This window comes from Neoroseomonas terrae (assembly GCF_018129025.1).
GTDB lineage: Bacteria > Pseudomonadota > Alphaproteobacteria > Acetobacterales > Acetobacteraceae > Neoroseomonas > Neoroseomonas terrae.
This window is the reverse complement of record NZ_JAAEDI010000046.1, coordinates 1-16628: the sequence shown is the minus strand read 5'-3', so window position 1 is coordinate 16628 and position 16628 is coordinate 1. Positions and strand designations below refer to the sequence as shown.

16 protein-coding genes are annotated in these 16628 nt (G+C 70.5%); 4 read left to right on the top strand and 12 right to left on the bottom strand.

Translation table 11 applies throughout. The features are described from left to right. Window positions 1–91 precede the first annotated feature (91 nt). A complete protein-coding gene (locus tag GXW78_RS26960; protein ID WP_211872019.1) occupies window positions 92–442 on the top strand; it encodes an antibiotic biosynthesis monooxygenase family protein in 351 nt (116 codons plus the stop codon). Between the two features lie 343 nt (window positions 443–785). Here GXW78_RS26960 and GXW78_RS26955 read toward each other — a convergent pair whose 3' ends face one another. After that, window positions 786–1949 carry a pyridoxal phosphate-dependent aminotransferase gene (locus tag GXW78_RS26955; protein WP_211872018.1) on the bottom strand — a complete coding sequence of 388 codons (1164 nt, stop codon included), beginning with the start codon at window positions 1947–1949 and terminating at the stop codon, window positions 786–788. Continuing rightward, the gene (locus tag GXW78_RS26950; protein WP_211872017.1) at window positions 1946–3310 is read right to left on the bottom strand and encodes a gamma-glutamyltransferase; all 1365 of its coding nucleotides are present in this window, start codon (window positions 3308–3310) and stop codon (window positions 1946–1948) included. Before GXW78_RS26950 ends, GXW78_RS26955 begins: the two co-directional genes overlap by 4 nt. A 515-nt stretch (window positions 3311–3825) precedes the next feature. Between GXW78_RS26950 and GXW78_RS26945 the strand changes: the two genes are divergently transcribed. The 3 genes from GXW78_RS26945 (at window position 3826) to GXW78_RS26935 (ending at window position 6737) form a co-directional block, all read left to right on the top strand. Then, the gene (locus tag GXW78_RS26945) at window positions 3826–4560 is read left to right on the top strand and encodes a DsbA family protein (protein ID WP_211872016.1); all 735 of its coding nucleotides are present in this window, start codon (window positions 3826–3828) and stop codon (window positions 4558–4560) included. Then, window positions 4557–5378, top strand: coding sequence for an MBL fold metallo-hydrolase (locus GXW78_RS26940; protein WP_246522677.1), 822 nt, complete (start codon window positions 4557–4559; stop codon window positions 5376–5378). Before GXW78_RS26945 ends, GXW78_RS26940 begins: the two co-directional genes overlap by 4 nt. A gap of 378 nt (window positions 5379–5756) precedes the next feature. After that, a complete protein-coding gene (locus GXW78_RS26935) occupies window positions 5757–6737 on the top strand; it encodes a M14 family metallopeptidase (protein WP_211872015.1) in 981 nt (326 codons plus the stop codon). Window positions 6738–7521: 784 nt separating this feature from the next. Here the strand turns inward: GXW78_RS26935 and GXW78_RS26930 are convergent. The 10 genes from GXW78_RS26930 to GXW78_RS26885 form a co-directional block, all read right to left on the bottom strand. Further along, window positions 7522–8352, bottom strand: a complete 831-nt coding sequence (locus GXW78_RS26930; protein WP_211872014.1) for a DNA adenine methylase — start codon at window positions 8350–8352, stop codon at window positions 7522–7524. A 126-nt stretch (window positions 8353–8478) separates the two neighbouring features. Then, window positions 8479–8970, bottom strand: a complete 492-nt coding sequence (locus tag GXW78_RS26925) for a hypothetical protein (protein WP_211872013.1) — start codon at window positions 8968–8970, stop codon at window positions 8479–8481. Window positions 8971–8972: 2 nt separating this feature from the next. Then, window positions 8973–9794, bottom strand: a complete 822-nt coding sequence (locus tag GXW78_RS26920) for a glycine-rich domain-containing protein (protein ID WP_211872012.1) — start codon at window positions 9792–9794, stop codon at window positions 8973–8975. After that, window positions 9794–11908 (bottom strand): phage head spike fiber domain-containing protein, encoded by a 2115-nt coding sequence (locus tag GXW78_RS26915; protein WP_211872011.1) that lies wholly within the window; start codon window positions 11906–11908, stop codon window positions 9794–9796. The genes GXW78_RS26920 and GXW78_RS26915 overlap by 1 nt, the downstream gene beginning before the upstream one ends. Next, on the bottom strand, window positions 11899–12951 hold the full coding sequence (locus tag GXW78_RS26910; protein ID WP_211872010.1) for a baseplate J/gp47 family protein: 1053 nt from the start codon (window positions 12949–12951) through the stop codon (window positions 11899–11901). Before GXW78_RS26910 ends, GXW78_RS26915 begins: the two co-directional genes overlap by 10 nt. A 1-nt stretch (window position 12952) precedes the next feature. Beyond that, on the bottom strand, window positions 12953–13381 hold the full coding sequence (locus tag GXW78_RS26905) for a phage GP46 family protein (protein ID WP_211872009.1): 429 nt from the start codon (window positions 13379–13381) through the stop codon (window positions 12953–12955). After that, window positions 13378–14037 carry a phage baseplate assembly protein V gene (locus GXW78_RS26900; RefSeq protein WP_211872008.1) on the bottom strand — a complete coding sequence of 220 codons (660 nt, stop codon included), beginning with the start codon at window positions 14035–14037 and terminating at the stop codon, window positions 13378–13380. The genes GXW78_RS26905 and GXW78_RS26900 overlap by 4 nt, the downstream gene beginning before the upstream one ends. Then, on the bottom strand, window positions 14024–15208 hold the full coding sequence (locus GXW78_RS26895) for a phage baseplate assembly protein (RefSeq protein ID WP_211872007.1): 1185 nt from the start codon (window positions 15206–15208) through the stop codon (window positions 14024–14026). Before GXW78_RS26895 ends, GXW78_RS26900 begins: the two co-directional genes overlap by 14 nt. Continuing rightward, the gene (locus GXW78_RS26890; protein ID WP_211872006.1) at window positions 15201–16430 is read right to left on the bottom strand and encodes a DNA circularization protein; all 1230 of its coding nucleotides are present in this window, start codon (window positions 16428–16430) and stop codon (window positions 15201–15203) included. The genes GXW78_RS26895 and GXW78_RS26890 overlap by 8 nt, the downstream gene beginning before the upstream one ends. Further along, window positions 16427–16628: hypothetical protein (locus tag GXW78_RS26885; protein ID WP_211872005.1), on the bottom strand; the 202-nt coding region annotated here is incomplete at its 5' end. The genes GXW78_RS26890 and GXW78_RS26885, both read right to left, overlap by 4 nt.

Below are 16628 nucleotides of genomic sequence, written 5' to 3'. Positions count from 1 at the left end.
GGATGCTATCGCGCTTACGCGCATGATGCTTCGGCCGCCGCCGAAGCATAGCCCCATGCGACGATGCGACAGAAGGCGGGGAGGAGGCAGCATGATCGCCATCATCTTCGAGGTGGAGCCGGCCGAGGGGCGGATGGACGACTACCTGACCATCGCCGCGGCGATGCGGGCGGAGCTGGAGAAACAGCCCGGCTTCATCGCGGTGGAGCGCTTCCGCAGCCTGACCAATCCGCAGAAGCTGCTGTCCCTGTCCTTCTGGGAGGATGAGGCGGCGGTGCGCAACTGGCGCTGCCACGCCGCGCATCGCGGGGCGCAGGCGGCGGGGCGCGGCGGGGTCTTTGCCGGGTATCGACTGCGCGTGGCCGGCGTGATCCGCGACTACGGAATGAGCGAGCGGCGGGACGAGGCACCGGCGGACAGCAATGCGGCGTGGGGGTTGTGAGCGGGTGTGTGGGGCCGGCGCATGAAAGAGTGGAGGGGCGCCGCCCCTCCAAACCACCCCGCCAGGTGCTTGGAGCACCTGGACCGCAATCTGTTGGTGCCCGGCATGGCGGGCTTGTTGCCCTCTCCGCCATCCTTCGTGCGCAAAGGGCGGGTTCCGGCGTCCGTCCTGCCCGTGTCGCCCGGCGCCAAAATGAGGTTTGCAAAGGCCCTTCGGCCTTTGCCGGGGTGGCTTGGAGGGGCGGCGCCCCTCCAATTCCGACATCGGGATGGTCAGGCCGGACCGTCGCGGAATAGACGCGAGAAGGCGTCGCCTTTCCGGGGTTCTACCTGGCGTGCACCCGTCAGCGCCCCAGCCAACCCGCGAGCCGTGCCGGCACGTCGGTCATCTCCGCTTCCGCCCCGCAATAGGAGAAGCGGAGGAAGCGCGACCCCCGATCGCGGTCGAAGTCGAGGCCCGTGGTCGCGGCGATGCCGGCCTTGTCCAGCATCTCGGCGCAGAACGCAGCGCTGTCGTTGGTCAGGTGGCCGACATCGCACCACAGGTAGAAGGCGCCATCCGCCGCGGCGATGCTGGTGAAGCCCGCCTTCGGCAGCCCCTCCAGCAGGGCGGCGCGGCTGCGGGCATAGGCGGCCTTGTTCGCCTCCAGCTCCTCCACGCAGTCCATCGCTGCCTCGGCCGCCACCTGCGCGATGTGAGGCGCGCTGATGAACATGTTCTGCGCGAGGCATTCGACCGGGCGGACCAGGTCCTCCGGCAGCAGCAGCCAGCCGATGCGCCAGCCGGTCATCGACCAGTATTTCGAGAAGGAATTCACCACCACGGCGCTGTCGCTGAAGCCCGCCGCGGTGCTTTCGGCGACCGTGCCCCAGGTCAGGCCGTGATAGATCTCGTCGCTGACCAGCCGGACGTCGTTCGCGTGGCACCAGCGCGCGATGGCGGCCAGTTCCTCCGGCGAGAGCATCGTTCCGGCCGGGTTGCAGGGGCTCGCGACGATCAGCCCCTGCGGGCGCGGGTCCATGCGCTCCAGCATGGCGATGGTGGGCTGGAAGCGCGTCGATGCGTCGCAGGGCAGCAGCACCGGCTGCATGCCGAGGGCGGTCAGGATGTTCGCATAGGGCGGGTAGAAGGGCGCGGCCATCGCCACCCGGTCGCCCGGGTCGAACGCCGCGAGGAAGGCCAACGGGAAAGCCCCCGACGCACCGACCGTCACCGCGATCCGCGCTTCGTCCACGTCCACGCCGTAGCGCTCGCGATAGTGCTGCGCGATGCGGGCGCGCAAGGAGCGCAGGCCGAAGGCCTCCGTGTAGCCCATCGGCGCGCCGGCCTGCAGGGCACGGATTGCCGCCTCGGCCGCGCCGCGCGGGGCGCCGGTGCCGGGCTGGCCGACCTCCATGCGGATGATGCCCGGCGCGCCGGGCGGCAGGCTCGCGGCGCGCGCATTGGCCGCCGCGATCACGTCCATCACCAGGAAGGGCGGGGCATTCCCCGCCCGCCCGACCTTCATGGCGCGAAGGAGCCGGCCGCGACGCCTCCGCCGCGCGGATCGGCCGCCGCGACGCAGCTCGCATTGCCGCCCGGCATATAGGCCGGGCAGGACATCGCGAGACCGCGGCCCGGTTCCGGGATTGCGGCGAAGCCGTTCTCGAGAGGCTGGCGGCCGAAGGCGGTGGCCAGCATCGTGGCGGCGGCGATTCCGGCCGCCTGCTGTCCGGTCCCCGCCGTCGCGGCGCGGAAGGCGCGCAGTTCGCGGTTGGTCGCCATCGTCACCGCGAGCGGCGCCGCCGGCACCGACCCCATCCCTGGCGCGGCGGCGAGCAGGATGCCTGTCCCCTCCGCAATGCGCCCCGTGCCGAACAGGTTGTTCATCGAGAAGGCGCAGGAGACCGCATTGCCCTCCGCATCCATCGTGACGAGCCCGGCGCTCGCACCGGACAGCCCGCCGCCGCTCGGCGGGGCGCTGCCGGCCTGGATCGCCTGGAAGGCGGCCTGGGTGCCGGCGGCGCCGTCGCCGACCGCGGGCAGGAAGAAGGCGACGTCCTGTCCGACCGGCACGCGCACCGGCTCCACCACCTCGGCGAGGGTTTCCCGCAGTTCCGACGCCGTCAGCCCGCCGCCGGCAAGCAGTGAGGCATCCTCGAGCCGCTGCGACAGCGGGCCCTGGTACAATTCGCCGACGCCGCCCGAGCGGAGCTGCGCAAGCGTCGCGCCGAGGTCGAGCTGTACGAGGCGCTCGCCCCCGCGCAGCGGCCCGCCGCCGGGCGCGCCGAAGACGCGCCGCGACTGCGGGTCGTTCAGCAGCGGCGCGGCGACGACGGCGAGGTCCTCCGACAGCGCGGCGCTGACCTCGGTGCCGAAGCGGGCAAGGTCCTCGGCCGGGCGGACGAGCTGTTCGAAGCGCAGCCGGCCGCCCCGGGTGTGCATCAGGAACAGGCCGCGCGCCATCAGCGGCACGGCGGCCGGGCGGTCGGTGCCCGGCGGCAGCGCCGCGCGCCGTCCGGCGGGGAAGGAGACCGTGATGACGTTGCGCAGGCGCGCATTGTAGACGAGGCAGGCGCCGCCGCCGCCCAGCCCGGCGCGGGACGGGAGCGTCACGCCCATGGCGAAGGCGCCGGCGATCGCCGCATCCACCGCCGTGCCGCCGGCGGAGAGAATCTCGCGCGAGACCAGCGCGGCGCGCGGCTCATCGGCGATCGCGCCGCCCAGGAAGCCGCGCACATGGCCCGGCGTGCCCATCGGCACGGAGGGCGTGCTGCTGCCGCCGAACCAGGAGCAGCCCGACAGCAGCGCGGCGGCGCCGAGCAGCCAGGCGGCGGCGCGGCGGGACGCGTGGTTGGCGCTGATGGTCTTCGGTGTCCTGGTGCTCATGCCCCTGACGCTCACTTCCCCTGTCGCGCGGCCCATCAGGCCGGTTCCGGACTGAATCAGACGATGTCACAGATGCCGGGCCATAGACGCCTTCGCCATAAGCGGCAACCGCCGTGCTCGGTTGCGGGGCGGCGGCGGGGGCTCGACCGGTGTCCAGGCCTTACCGCGTCGGCGGCTTGGGGGTGCGTGATTGCACCGATACGGTTGGAGGGGCGTTGCCCCTCCAAGCCACCCCAGCAAAGGCCGAAGGGCCTTTGCAATCCTCCATTTGGCGCCGCGCAACGCGGCAGGAACGACGCCGAAACCCGCTCCTGCGCACGAAGCGTGCGGGGAGGGGCCGGCGTGCCTCTTGTGCGCGGCGCCAACAGATTGCGGTCCAGGCGGTCCAACCCCCTGGCGGGGTGGTTCGGAGGGGCAGCGCCCCTCCGATCGCCGCCAGCCCGCTGCATACGCCGCGCCTCCCGCATGGTATGGCGCCGCCCCATATCGACACCGCCGACGTCGGGAGCTTGAGCATGAGACGGACCTTCCTGTTTGCTGCGGCCGGCACGATTCTCGGCGGTCGCGCCTGGGCGCAGTCCTTCACCGAGGCGCAGCGCGCCGAGATCGTCGGCATCATGCGCGATGCGCTGCGTCGCGATCCGACGATCCTGCGTGAGGCGTTCGGCGCCATCCAGGCGGCCGAGGAGCGTGAGCGGGAGGACGCGCAGCGCGGCGCGATCGAGGCGCATCGGCAGGAGATATTCGGCGTCGCCAACGATCCGGTGCGAGGCAACCCGCGCGGCAACGTGACGATCGTCGAGTTCTTCGACGTCCGCTGCCCCTACTGCAAGCGGCTGCACGCCGAGATGAAGCCGCTGCTTGAGCGCGACCGGAGCATCCGCGTCGTGATGAAGGACCTTCCGATCCTTGGGCCGCAATCCGTCGTGGCATCGCGCGCGCTGCTCGCCGCCCAGCGGCAGGGCAAGTACGGCGAGTTGTACGACGCGCTGATGGGCCTGCGGGGGGAACCGACCGACGCGCTGATCCGCAGCGAGGCGGAGCGGGTCGGCCTCGACTACGGCCGGCTGCGGGGGGACATGGATGATCCGGCGATCCAGCGGCGGCTCGATGCCAATATCGCGCTGGCGCGTTCGCTGCGGATCGAGGGCACGCCAGCGCTGATCATCGGCGACACGCTGGTGCCGGGCGCGCTGCCGGCCTCGCAGATCGAGCAGATGGTCGCGGCCGAGCGGCAGCAGCGGCGGTGAGCGCGACGGCCTTCATCTGCGCGACCTGCGGCACGCAGCATGCGCCATCCGCAGCACCGCCCGCTTCCTGCGCGATCTGCGAGGACCCACGGCAATGGGTGCCGGCGTCCGGGCAGCAATGGACGACGATGGAGGCGCTGGCCCGCCGCCACGTGATCGGCTTCCGGGAGGTTGCGCCGGACATGCTCGGCCTCGGCATGTTCCCCGATTTCGCGATCGCGCAGCGTGCGCTGCTGCTGCGCACGCCGGCAGGCAACGTGCTGTGGGACTGCGTGGCGCTGCTCGACCCCGCGACGGTCGCGATCGTGAAGGCGCTGGGCGGCATCGCCGCCATCGCAATCAGCCATCCGCACTACTACACGAGCATGGTGGAGTGGGCGCAGGCCTTCGACTGCCCGGTGCTGCTGCATGCCGCGGACCGGCGCTGGGTCATGCGTCCCGACCCGGCGCTCCGCTATTGGGATGGTGAGCGGCGCGAGGTTCTGCCCGGCGTCACCCTGCATCGCCTCGGCGGGCATTACGCCGGGGGCACCATCCTGCACTCGGCGGCTGGCAAAGGGTCGATCCTGACCGGCGACATCGCCTCGGTGGCGCCGGACCGGCAGCACGTATCCTTCATGTGGTCCTTCCCGAACTGGGTACCGCTGCCGGCCGCCGAGGTCTCGCGCATGGGCGCGGTGCTCGATGCTCTCGATTTCGATGCCGTCTACGGGGCCTGGTGGGACCGCGTGATCCCCGAGGGTGGCAAGGCGGCGGTGCGACGGAGCGTCGATCGCTATGTCGCAGCGGTGACCGGGCCCGGGCCGCTCGGCGACTGACGATCGGCGGGATGGCCCCCCCAAAGGGGCGCCGGAAGCCGGCAGGGCTCATGACGGGGCCGGGCCGCCGCCTTGCGCTGGCAGGGCGCCGATGCGGAGGATCGGTCCGGCCACGAGGGACCGCGGCTCACGGCAGCTGCCGGCCCTGTCGGTTTCGTGATCTGGATCACAGGGCGGAAGGGCCGCCTCGTCGGCGATGCAGCGCAGCCCCGCGGAACCGTGCTCCGCGCCGCTCCCGTCCGCCTGGCGGTCGCCGGGCACGGATGGACGGAGGTAACTGCCCGTATACACTGTATCCGTGCATCGCTCGCCGATCCTCGCCCGTCGCGTGACAAACCGCTCGGTCACGGCGCGCGCGTGTGGCGGTTGCCTTACGTTATGAACGGAACGGCCGGGCTGACCTCATGGGCAGCCGTGCCCTCGGCGGCACAGGTGGCGATTCCGCCGCCGGAGCTTCGGCGGTGGCTGCCGGGCAATGCCGGCATCCCGGGCGTCTGGTCCTTCGAGGCGGAGCGGCCCGGCCCGCACCTCGCCGTCACGGCCATCATGCATGGCAATGAGTTTGCGGGCGCCGTCGTGCTCGACCGCTGGCTGCAGGCGGGCATTCGCCCGGCGCGCGGGCGACTGAGCCTGGTCTTCTGCAACCTCGACGCTTTCGCGCGGTTCGACCGGGACGACCCGACTGCCTCCCGCTACGTCGATGAGGACATGAACCGGGTGTGGGACCGCGCGGTGCTCGAGGGGCCGCGCCGGTCCTGTGAGCTGCGGCGCGCGCGGGCGCTGCGGCCGGTGATCGACACAGTGGACCTGCTGGTCGACCTCCATTCGATGCCATGGGCGTCCGATGCGCTGATCCTGACGGGCGAGACCGAGAAGGCGGGACAGTTCGGCATGGCGATCGGCGTGCCGCCGCTCGTGGTGGCCGATGCGGGGCATCTCGGCGGGCGGCGGATGATCGACTACGAACGCTTCACCGATCCGGCGACAAGTTCGGCGGGGGTGCTCGTTGAAGCCGGGCATCACTGGGAAGCGGCGACCGTCATTCAGATGGAGCGCGCCGCCGCGCAGGCGCTGCGCCATGCCGGGATGGCGCGGACGGACCAGCCGCTGCCGGCGGAGCCTACGCCGCCACGACCGCGCATGGCCCGGGTTACGCGAACCGTGACGGCGCGCAGCCGGTCCTTCGCCTTCGTGCGGGAATTCCGCGGTGGGGAAGTGATCGCGGCGCGCAACACGCTGATCGCAATGGACGGGGAGGAGGAGATCCGCACGCCGCATGATGACTGCCTGCTGGTGATGCCGACGCCCTTCGTGCACCACGGGCATACGGCGGTGCGGCTGGCGCAGTTCGTGGATTGAAGGGGTGCGGCGTGGCGGTGGAGTTGGAGGGGCTTTGCCCCTCCAAACCACCCCAGCAAAGGCCGAAGGGCCTTTGCAAACCTCCACCTGGCGCTGGGCACGACAGGCGGGAAGCGGTGCCGAGACACCCGCACTTGTTGTAGCGCGCCGCGCGATTTCGGACAGATTGACGGCTGGTTTCGGACACGCGGAGATGGAATAGACCGAGCGCCGAACGATCGTTTCCGGCCGGCCTTTTCGCCCGTTGCGCGCGTCGCCTAACGTTCGCTCAGGAAGCGCCATCCATTGATCACCACCTGTAGCGCGTTTTGGCATAGCCGCCTCGGCAGAGCAGCAGCCAGCCGCTGTCTGCGTTGCAGACCCAGAAAACGGCCGTTGCGACGGACCCGAAAGGCTCGCGACGTTACCCGCCATCCGCTAGGCTCGACCACATGGAGCGCTGGGTCTTCTGGCTCTACGTCGCGGCCGTTGCTGTGGGCTCCGCCGCGGCGGCGGTGGTCGTTTTCACATGGCGGTAGTCCGGCTGCTGACTGGGCGCCACGCCGCCTCGGCCGACCAATCCGCGCCGGCGACCGAGTAAGTAAATCCGACCGCCGTCCCCTTCGCAGCAGGTCGTTGCGCGCCACGATTTCCTGATTGGCGCTGGCGACGGGAAAAGCCCTATCACGCGCTCCGTTGAGCCGTGCCGTGCCCGCCCACAGGATCGAGCTGGTGGTCGACATGCGGACGATACCGTTCTGGCTGCTCACCGCAGCATTCGCGTTGATGGTCCTGGCTCTCGGCATCAACGAACTCCCCGACTGGCCTCCCTGATCAGCAGCTCGGCCGCCTTCCCACCGTTCGCCCGCATCCCGCCGGCGATGGAATAGGTGGTCTCGACGGTCTCGATTGACGCCCAGGCGAACAGGCGGCGGATCTCCGGGTGGTCGTTGATGGACAGCAGGAAGCGCCCCTGCAGGCCGCGGAGCTGCTCCGCCAGCTGCTCGAAGTCGGCCCGGCTGAACATCCCGGGTCCATAGTCCCCTTCCGAGCCCCAATAGGGCGGGTCCAGGTAGAACAGGGTCTCCGGCCGATCGTAACGCCGCAGCAGTTCGGCATAGGGCAGGCACTCGATCACTACCCCAGCTAGGCGGCTATGAACCTCCTCCAGAATGGCGCCGACACGGTTCACGTCGAATCGGGCGGGGGCGTCGACCTTCACCCCGAAATTGCGGCCGCTGACCTTTCCGCCCCAAGCATTGCGCTGGAGGTAGAGGAACCGCGCCGACCGCTCCAGGTCGGTCAGGGTGTCTGGATCCTCAGCCGCCAGGCGCTCGAACTCGGCCCGGCCGGTCAGTCGCCAGCGGATCATCCCCAGGAACTCGGGATAGTGCCGCTGCAAGATCCGGAACAACGTCGAGACGTCGCGGCTCAGGTCGTTGATGACCTCCGCCCGCGCCTTGAACGGCCGTCGGAAGAACACGCCGCCCTGGCCCACGAAGGGCTCGACATAGGTGGCGTGGGGAATGGCGGCAAGGCGCTCGATGATGCGCGTGGCGAGGCGACGCTTGCCGCCAATCCAGGGCGCGACAGGCGCCGCCGGACGGGCGGGAAGTAGGGCAGGACTCGACTCCATGGGCTTTCACACTCGATAGTACCCGTGCCTCGGCCGAGGTGGCGGGGCGGTTTTCCGTGCGAGGCTGATTCCCTCGCGGCTTGGCCGTTCGAGCGGCCGAGCCCCCGCCTTTCGGCGGAAGGGCAATCACAGCGTCGCGGCCAGCACGAACAGGCTGTCCGCCTCGGCTTCCGTCACCAGCTCCGCCGCGATCATGGCGCCAATCAGGGGATGGGCGCGTTCCACCTCGATCATCGTCGCGAAGGTGATCCGTGCGGCCAGAGCGTCCGCATCCGGCAGCGCCGCGAACACCGCGTCGATCGCCGCGGGTACGGCGCCGACGGTGGCAGCTTCCCATGCCTCCGCGGCAGTGATGACCTCACCCGCCACCAGCGCCAGCAGCATCTGCCGGCGGGATATCGTGGCAGGCACGACCGGAGCGACCGGCTCGGGCGGTGGCGGCGGCGCGAACGCCTCGCCATCCCACGTCCAGCCCTCGGCGACCTCGCTGCCTTCCGGCAACGCCACCATCGTCGCCACAAAATCCGGGTGGAACAGCTCGGCCAGCGGTGGCCCCTCGGCCTCGATCTCCACCAGCTCGGCGACTAGGCCGCCGGCGACGCGCGCATAGACCGTCATGCTCACCACTCCACCACGACGAGGCCGGCCGCGCCGGCACCGCTGCCCGAGGCGCCGGTGCCGCCCGATCCGCCACCGCCCGGATACGTGCCAGGATTGCCGTTTAGGCTGCTCGCCGCCACACCGACGCCGCGCACCGGGGAACTGCCGTATGCGGCGCCGCCGTTGCCGCCCTCGACCGTGCCGCCAGCCGCGCCGTAGTAGATGCCGCCGGAACCGTTGGCGCCGGGCACCGAGATCTGCGCGCCGGACACCGCGCCGCCCGCGCCGCCGGCGCCGACGCCGCCCGCCGAGCCGGGCACACCGAACTGGCCGCCGCTCGCCGTGAGCAGTGAGCCGAACGACGAGCTGCCGCCATTGCCGCCGACCCCGCCGGCGCCGCGGGTCACCGTGATGCTGCTGCCGGGCGTCACGTTGTAGACGCCCTCGCCATATCCACCCGACCCGCCGCCACCGCCCGGATAGTTGCCGCTGCTGCTGCTGGCCCCCGCCCCACCGCCGCCCCAGACGCGGCACCTGATGCGATAGACCCCGGCCGGCACAACGAAGGTGCCGTTGGCCGTGAAGGCTTGCATGCGCCCCTGCGCGAACAGCCTGCATGCCGCCTCCAGCACCTGCGCGACGTTCGCGGCGTCCGGGGTGATGCCGGCCGCTACAAGGAACGAGTACAGCTCGCCTTGAATACCATTGTACCACTCGTACCCCGGCACCGTTGCCGGCACGCCACCCACAGGGTCCGGCCGTGCGAACCATCCCGGCGAGCCGGGCGACGCCGGCGGCTGCGGCATGACGGGCACCGCCGTCGATCGGGTGACGAGCTGCATTACGCAGTCCTCCGCAGTGACAGGGATTTCAGGTGACGCTCGCCGGCGGCGATTGCGGCCGGCGGGAGCACGACGCGCAGGCCCTCGCCGAGCACCGCAGTAGCCGAGGCCGAATAGACGGTGCCCGCCGGATCAGCGGTGCCGCAGGTCAGCGCGACGTCGTAGTTGCCGTCCGGCACGGCGATGTGGAGTTGGTCCTCGGCACGCGTGGCCGCTGCGCCTGCCGTGGCGACGAACGAGGAAGTTCCTGGCCCTTCCTCGACCATCCGGCCCCAGGCGCGTAGTTGCAACCCGGTCCCGGCGTAGGTGTTCGAGCGCGAAGCGGTTGCTGTGGGGATGAGCGCACAATAGGCCGATCCGCTGCCTGTGCCCGTCGCAGCAACGGTGAAGGAGCAGCGATACCAGCCGCCGGGATATGGCTCTATGGCGGCCGCCCCGCCGCTGACGCTACCCAGGGCACCCGCGACCAGGTCGAAGTTGGCGCGCTGCCCGGTTCCGAACTGCGCCGAGCCGAAAGACAGCTGCACAAAGCGCCGCGACACGTCCTGGAAGAAGCAAGACGCGGTATAGAACGCGCCAGCAGTCGTCGCGAAGTTTTCCCAGACAGACGTGTGCGCAACGACGCCCGTCACCCCCTCATCGAGCAAAGAAGCCACGAGAGCACCGGTGGGCGCCGGAGCCGCCGCATCGGTAACGGTAAGATTGCTCAGCGTCGTGCCCACGAAGCCTTGTGAATTCGGCAGAAGGTTCGTCGCCGCATCCTCGATCAAGACCCCCTGGAGGCCGTACTGCGGCACGCCGTTGATGCGCTCGGCGAGGCGCGCCACCGGGACCGTGTCGGTGAGATACACACCCGTACCCGGCGACATGATCGGGAAGCTGATGCGCACCTTGACCAGCACGACATCGCCGATGGTGTGCCCCTGGAGAAGCAGCCCGCAGGTCGCGCAATAGGACGCTGCGTTGTCCATGCTGTCGGTGGCGCGATAGCGGGCGTGCGGCGCCCCCAGCGGGACAGGCGCCCCCGTCGTCAGGCCGGCATTCGGAAAGGTGCTGGCGCCCCCCACATAGGGACGGACGACCAGCGGATTGCCGAGGCTGCTGGACAGCGCGAGCACTTCAACGCCGACTTCAAACGAGTAGTCATCGCCGAGGTTGATCGGGACAGGCGCGCCGGGTCCGATCGGTACGAAAAGGGCACTGACGTTATTGGCGGCCGTCGCGGTGCCGGACAGCTCTATCTCGACGTGCTGCGTGCCATCGGCAAGCATTCCCTTCGCGAGCATCTTGCTCGTCAGTCCGGCGCCGCTCCATGACCAATCGGTCGGCAGCGCGCCGCCGATAACCCCGCCGTCGCCCCAGGGATTGGGAACAACGTTATAGGTCCGGGCGTCGTCGTAATCGAACCGCGCCACATCGGCGACCTCCCCGACCAACCGGCCACGATAGTCCGTATGCGCGCCGGGGCTGGCGCGGCGCAGCGTTGCACCCACCGGCAAACTACCGGCGAAATCCCATTCGGCCTTGTAGGTGCCGAACCGCACCAGCGTGTGCGCGGGCGCCATGCGCCGCACCGCGCATTCATGGGCGCCGACTGGCCACACCTCCAGCGGCGTTTCGGTATCGTCCTCGGTGGTCAGCTCCAGCCGCAGGATCTCCGGGGCGAGCATGTCCCAGACATAGGCCCAGGGTTCGTCAGTGATCGCGCCTTCCGTGTCGTGCTCGGTGGTGTGCGCGCGATGCTCGATGATCGAGGCATCAACACCCAGCGTCGCCGCCAGCGATACGAAGGCCGCCGGCGTCGGGCTGCGCAGCTCCGTCAGGCGCGCGACGACGGCCGCGCGCCGCGCCTCCAGCAGCGTGACGCCGGCGCTGCATTCATCGGGAAGGCCAAGCTCGGCCTCCCATTCCTCCAACAGCTCCGCAGCGCGGCGCGGGTCCGCTTCGGTCACCATGTCCAGAACGCGCTGATCGACGTGCGCCAGCTCACCGCCAAAGAGCTGCGCCAGGCGGTGCAGCGCGGTGCCCGGCTCTCGCGGCCAAGCGTCGCCCTGCGGGAAGTGCTGCAACACGGACGCCGCGTAGGCGTCCAGCCCGCGCGCCATCAAAGCCATGTCATGGCTCCCCGCCGCGCGATCTGGCCAGGCGCCGACACGATGGCCCCGGATGGCGAAGACATGACGTGGCTGTCCTCGCCGGCGGCGGCCGAAATGGCGGCGGCGATGCGGCTCAATGGCAGCGTTCCGCCCGGCACCGCCTCGCGACGGAACAGGTCGTCAATCTCCGCTTCCACCGCCATGCGGGTGACCAGCGTGTCGGGCGTCAGGGCGATGGTGAAAGGCACCAGGTGCGCGACCGGCGCCACCACCTGCACGCCGGTGGCGGTCACCGGCCGGCGCGCCTCGATTGCTGCCGCCACATCCGCAACCGTGCCCGAGCTGGGAATCGAGCCATCCGGCATCAGGAACATGACGGACACCCAGCCCGGCGCCGGGGTGTAGGGCCGCACCCAAACGCGGGTTTCACCGACAGCGGCCTTCACCCACGCTTCATAGTCGTGCGTCGCGCCGCCGGCCGGCGGCTGCTGAATGCGCTGGAGCGCGCGAGCGCGCAGGCTTCCCAGCCCTTCGATATCCAGCCCGCCGCCAAGGCCGCCCGCGGCCACCACGGCATTGCTTTGAACGCCTGCGATCGGCTCGATCAGCGCCAGCGCCGTTCCCGCCGCCGCATTGCCGGCGGCGCCGGGCGTCACGGCGCGCACCTGCCCGACAGCGGTGCCGCCTACCCCAATGGCGGTATCCGCCACCACAGCATAGATGGCGTTATCCGCCCGGCGCAGCTCGGCCCCGGCCGGAATCACAACACCCTGCGTCCCCGACATGGTCAGCGGCCCCCATGCCGCGACAGCGTCATTCCGCGTGATGCCCCACACGGCCGCGCGTTCCGGCACCGCGTCCAGGTCGCAGGTGGCGATGTGCATCTGCCGCGCCGCCCAACCGATGTGGCCGTGCATTTCGTGGCTGACCAGCGCCAGCACGCGCGTCATCACGCCTTCGACCGATCGGCGCCGGCGCGGATCGGCGCCAACGAACAGCACATCGAATTCAGCGGCGACGCGGTCGCGAAGCTCGGCAGGCGTGGGGCGCTCATAGGGCATGTCACGCCACCGTCAGGGTGGTGACGATCGGCGGCACCGTGGCGCCGCCATCCAGGGTCACGCGCAGGCCCAGCACGGACGGCCGCACCCACGCCGCCTCAAGCTCGATCGCCGCAACCAGGCCGTCATTCAGCAGCCAGGCCAGCGCCTCGGCGGCGTACTCCTCCGCCCGCGCCCGCGTCTCTTCCGTTTGCTTCTCGCGCTTCAGCAGCCACAGGCGGCTGCCGATGCGGTCGCCTTCCACCTCCGCCAGCATGTCGCCCACCCAGCCGCGCCGCTCCGCCGGCGGCAGGCCGTCATCCGCGGTCGCGCGACGGTCGGTAAACAGGCTGATCAACACGCATGTGCCGAGGCCCTGATCGTCCACGAAGCCGGCATCGAACGGGATGAACCCGCCCTGCGCGTCGTTGTCCCAGCCAAGCGCGATCATGGCGCCATCGGGGGCGTCGGCCCCGCCCCGCCGTGGTGGTGCGCGTTGTAGTCCGCGCGCATGCCGTGCATCGTCATGCCGCCGGCGCCCGCGCGGTCCTGCACTTCGCCCGTCACGTTCAGCGCCGGCGTCTGGACGGTCAGCCCCGCCATGCCCTCGGCCGAGGCGACCGCGCCCGTCAGCTCCACCAGCGGCGTTTCCATGCGGACCTTGGTGGCCGCCTTGATGGTCAGCGCCTGGCACTCGATCTCGGCATCGCCGCCGGGCTTCATCTCCAGGCGGTGGCCCTCGGTGGTGGTGATCACCAGGCCACCGTCTTCGCGCAGATGAACGCGCTGGCCGTGGCCGGACCAAACCATGACTTCGCCGGCGGCAAGGTTCGTCGGCCGGGCATCCGGATTGTCGGCGCCGATGATGATGGGATGATCGCGCTGCCCGCCGACATTCAGCACCACGACGTGCGAGCCGGCCGGCGCGTGCGACGTGAGGCCGTATGGCTGGATGCGATCCGCGGCATCGCGCGTCTCGCCATCCAACAGCGTGACTTGCATGCGCTGCGTGCCGCGGCCGTCATCCGTGCGCGACAACACGCCACGGCCGACCATCAGCATGATGCGGCGATAGACCGGGCCAAGAGTGCGGTTAAGATCGACCATCCCTTTGGGGGGTAGCCCAAGGCGCGGTCCAGTGGAGGGAGGAAGCACTTCCGCCCTCCGCTCCTTCGGCGCCTTCCGGGATCAGGCGGTAAGCGTCGCGATGCGTCACTTCGATTTCGGTCAAGGTGCCGGCTTCCGTCAACCGCATCCTTGTTGCGGCGATGATCAGCTCGACATCATCAAACCCGGCGAAGCGGTCGGTGATGCGCACCAGCGTGTTGGGCTGCCAGTGCTTTTCGCCCGCGCGCCAGTCCTGCACCGTGTAGTTGCCGCGCACGGCCTTGCCCACGGCCACAGCCCGCTGCCATTCCGCGCGCTGCGCAAGCGTCAGGCCGGTGCCCTGCATCTCCGCCAGCACGATGGTCGGCCGATATCGCGTGACGGCGGGGTCGCGGAGGCGCGCCGATGGTGACGACGCCGGGCGTTCGGGTCGATCGCTGGCGCCAGGCGCGAAGATGTCCATGGCGCTGCTGGATGCCTGCTGCCCCATCACGACGTACTCGCTGAACAGCTCCTTTGCTGACAGCGTCATCTGGCCGGCGAGGATGTTCCCGCCATCACCGCCGAGGCGGAGCGGCGCGGCTGCGGCACCCGCTTCACCGGCGCGGGTCAGCAGCAGCCCGCCTTTGCCGTCCGGCATGGGCAGCACGGCGCGCTGGCGGCAACCGCGCTCGATCGCCTCCCACACCGTCTCGCCCGGCTGGATCGCAAAGCGGCCGAAGGGTCGCCCCATGTCCACCTGCGCGGTTACGGGGATGTTGAACGGCTGGCAAAGCCGCTGCGCGATGGCGTCCAGCTTGAGGCCGAGCATTTCAAACGGCCGGTGGACCGCCGCGCAATCGAACAGGTCACCGGTGCGGTCGCGACCCCGCACCAGCAAGTTGCGCTCTTGGTGGTCGTAGGATGGCTCGACATCGTCAATCCAACCGGTGATCAGCACTTCGCCGTCAACCGCGACCGTGCAGGATTCGCCGGGCCTGATCGGCCGGCGCTCCGCCTGGCCAACCCAGCGATCCGTCAGGCCGAGCGCGAAGCCGCCGGCGACGCGCTCGATCGACCGCATGATCTCCAGCTCCGTCCAGCCCGACCATTCCGTTCCGTTGACCGTTAGCACCACGCGCATGTTGGGTTCGCGCGGCGGCCGGGCGTTCCACCACGACACCTCAGCCATCGGTCAGCACCTCCAGCGCCGCACCGCCCGGCAGGAAGCCGGGATGCGCCACGCGGTTCCGCCGGACGATGTCGGCGGCCCGGTCCTCCAGCGTCACCAGCGTGTTCCCGTCGATCTGGTAGGCCAGCAGCAGCGACGACGTGGTTTCCGCCGGCGTCGCGCTGGTGACGCGCGGGAGCGGCGCGGCGGTTCGCGTGATGTGCGTGACCGTGGCGGCCCGAAGGTCCATCAGGCCGCGCCAGCTCGCATCCCACCCCATGGCGCCGGCCAGGTCGGCGGCATCGTCAATCGCGGCGGTTACCTGGTCGCGGTACGCCAGTGCTGAATCGCGGCTGCTGAAGTCCACGACGGCCGCGCTCCGCGCCGCCTCGGCCGCCGCCGTGCCGCGCACCAGCATGTCCAGCGCCTGCGCGTTGGACAGCGCGGCGCGCTTACTCGGCGTGTCGCTCGCGATGGCAGGCGCCGGCACGCCGGCCGCCGCAACGCGCAGAAGGGCGTCCGGCGTGCTGCCCGCGACGCTTGCCACGCCCAGCGCGGCGATGGCTTCCGTGACGACGGCGGCAGAAGTGCCGGGGTCGCTGCCCGTGTCGATCCAGGAGAGCAGGCCGGCCACGGCGCTGCGCACTTGCTGCGCGAAGCCATAGACGGCGGCGATGTCGCCGATGCCGATGCCGAGGCCGCCGAGCTGCGCGCCGAGCTGGCTGGTCACGAAGTCCTGCAACCCGTCCAGGGTCAGCAGGCTGGAATACTCATCCACCAGCGCCGCAATGGACGAAAGGCCCAGGCGATCGACCAGCGATCCGCTGTTCACCTGGCCGGCCGGCTGCGGCGCCGGCGGGTCGTACTGTTCGCAGGTGATGCTGATCTGCGCCAGGTCGCGCGCTTCGGACCAGGCCACCTTGGCGGCCGTCACGACCACATCAAGCGACCCGTAGTGCGGATGCACCAGGCGCCCCGCCCCCTGTGTCTCCAGGGCCGCTTCCAGGCGCTTGAGGCGGGTGATCAGATCGGCGCCGACCAGGAACGCTTCGACCGTGAAGCTCCGCTCAAGGCGCCCCATATCCTCATGCGTGACCGTGTCGCGCAGCGGAAAGCGATGCGTGACGATGCGGCGGCCGAGCGCCTTGCCGCCGCCGCGCACCCCGAACGGAATGCCGCGGAACGACGCGGGGCGGAGCTGGCCCAGCAGGCCCGAGATGGCGGTGGTGACAAAGCCGCTCATGCTGGCGCACCCATGTAAGGGGCGGTGCCGCCCGTGGCGTCATAGCTGATGCGGCGATCGTTCGGCCGCCCTTCAACGCGGGTCACCTGCCCGTCCTGGTTGACGTGGATGTCGATCCGCCCGCCGGCATCCACGCGCTGCGCGCCGGGGCCGGCTGCCCGCGTCCGCTGTACGGGCTGCACCGGGGGCGCGGAGGGC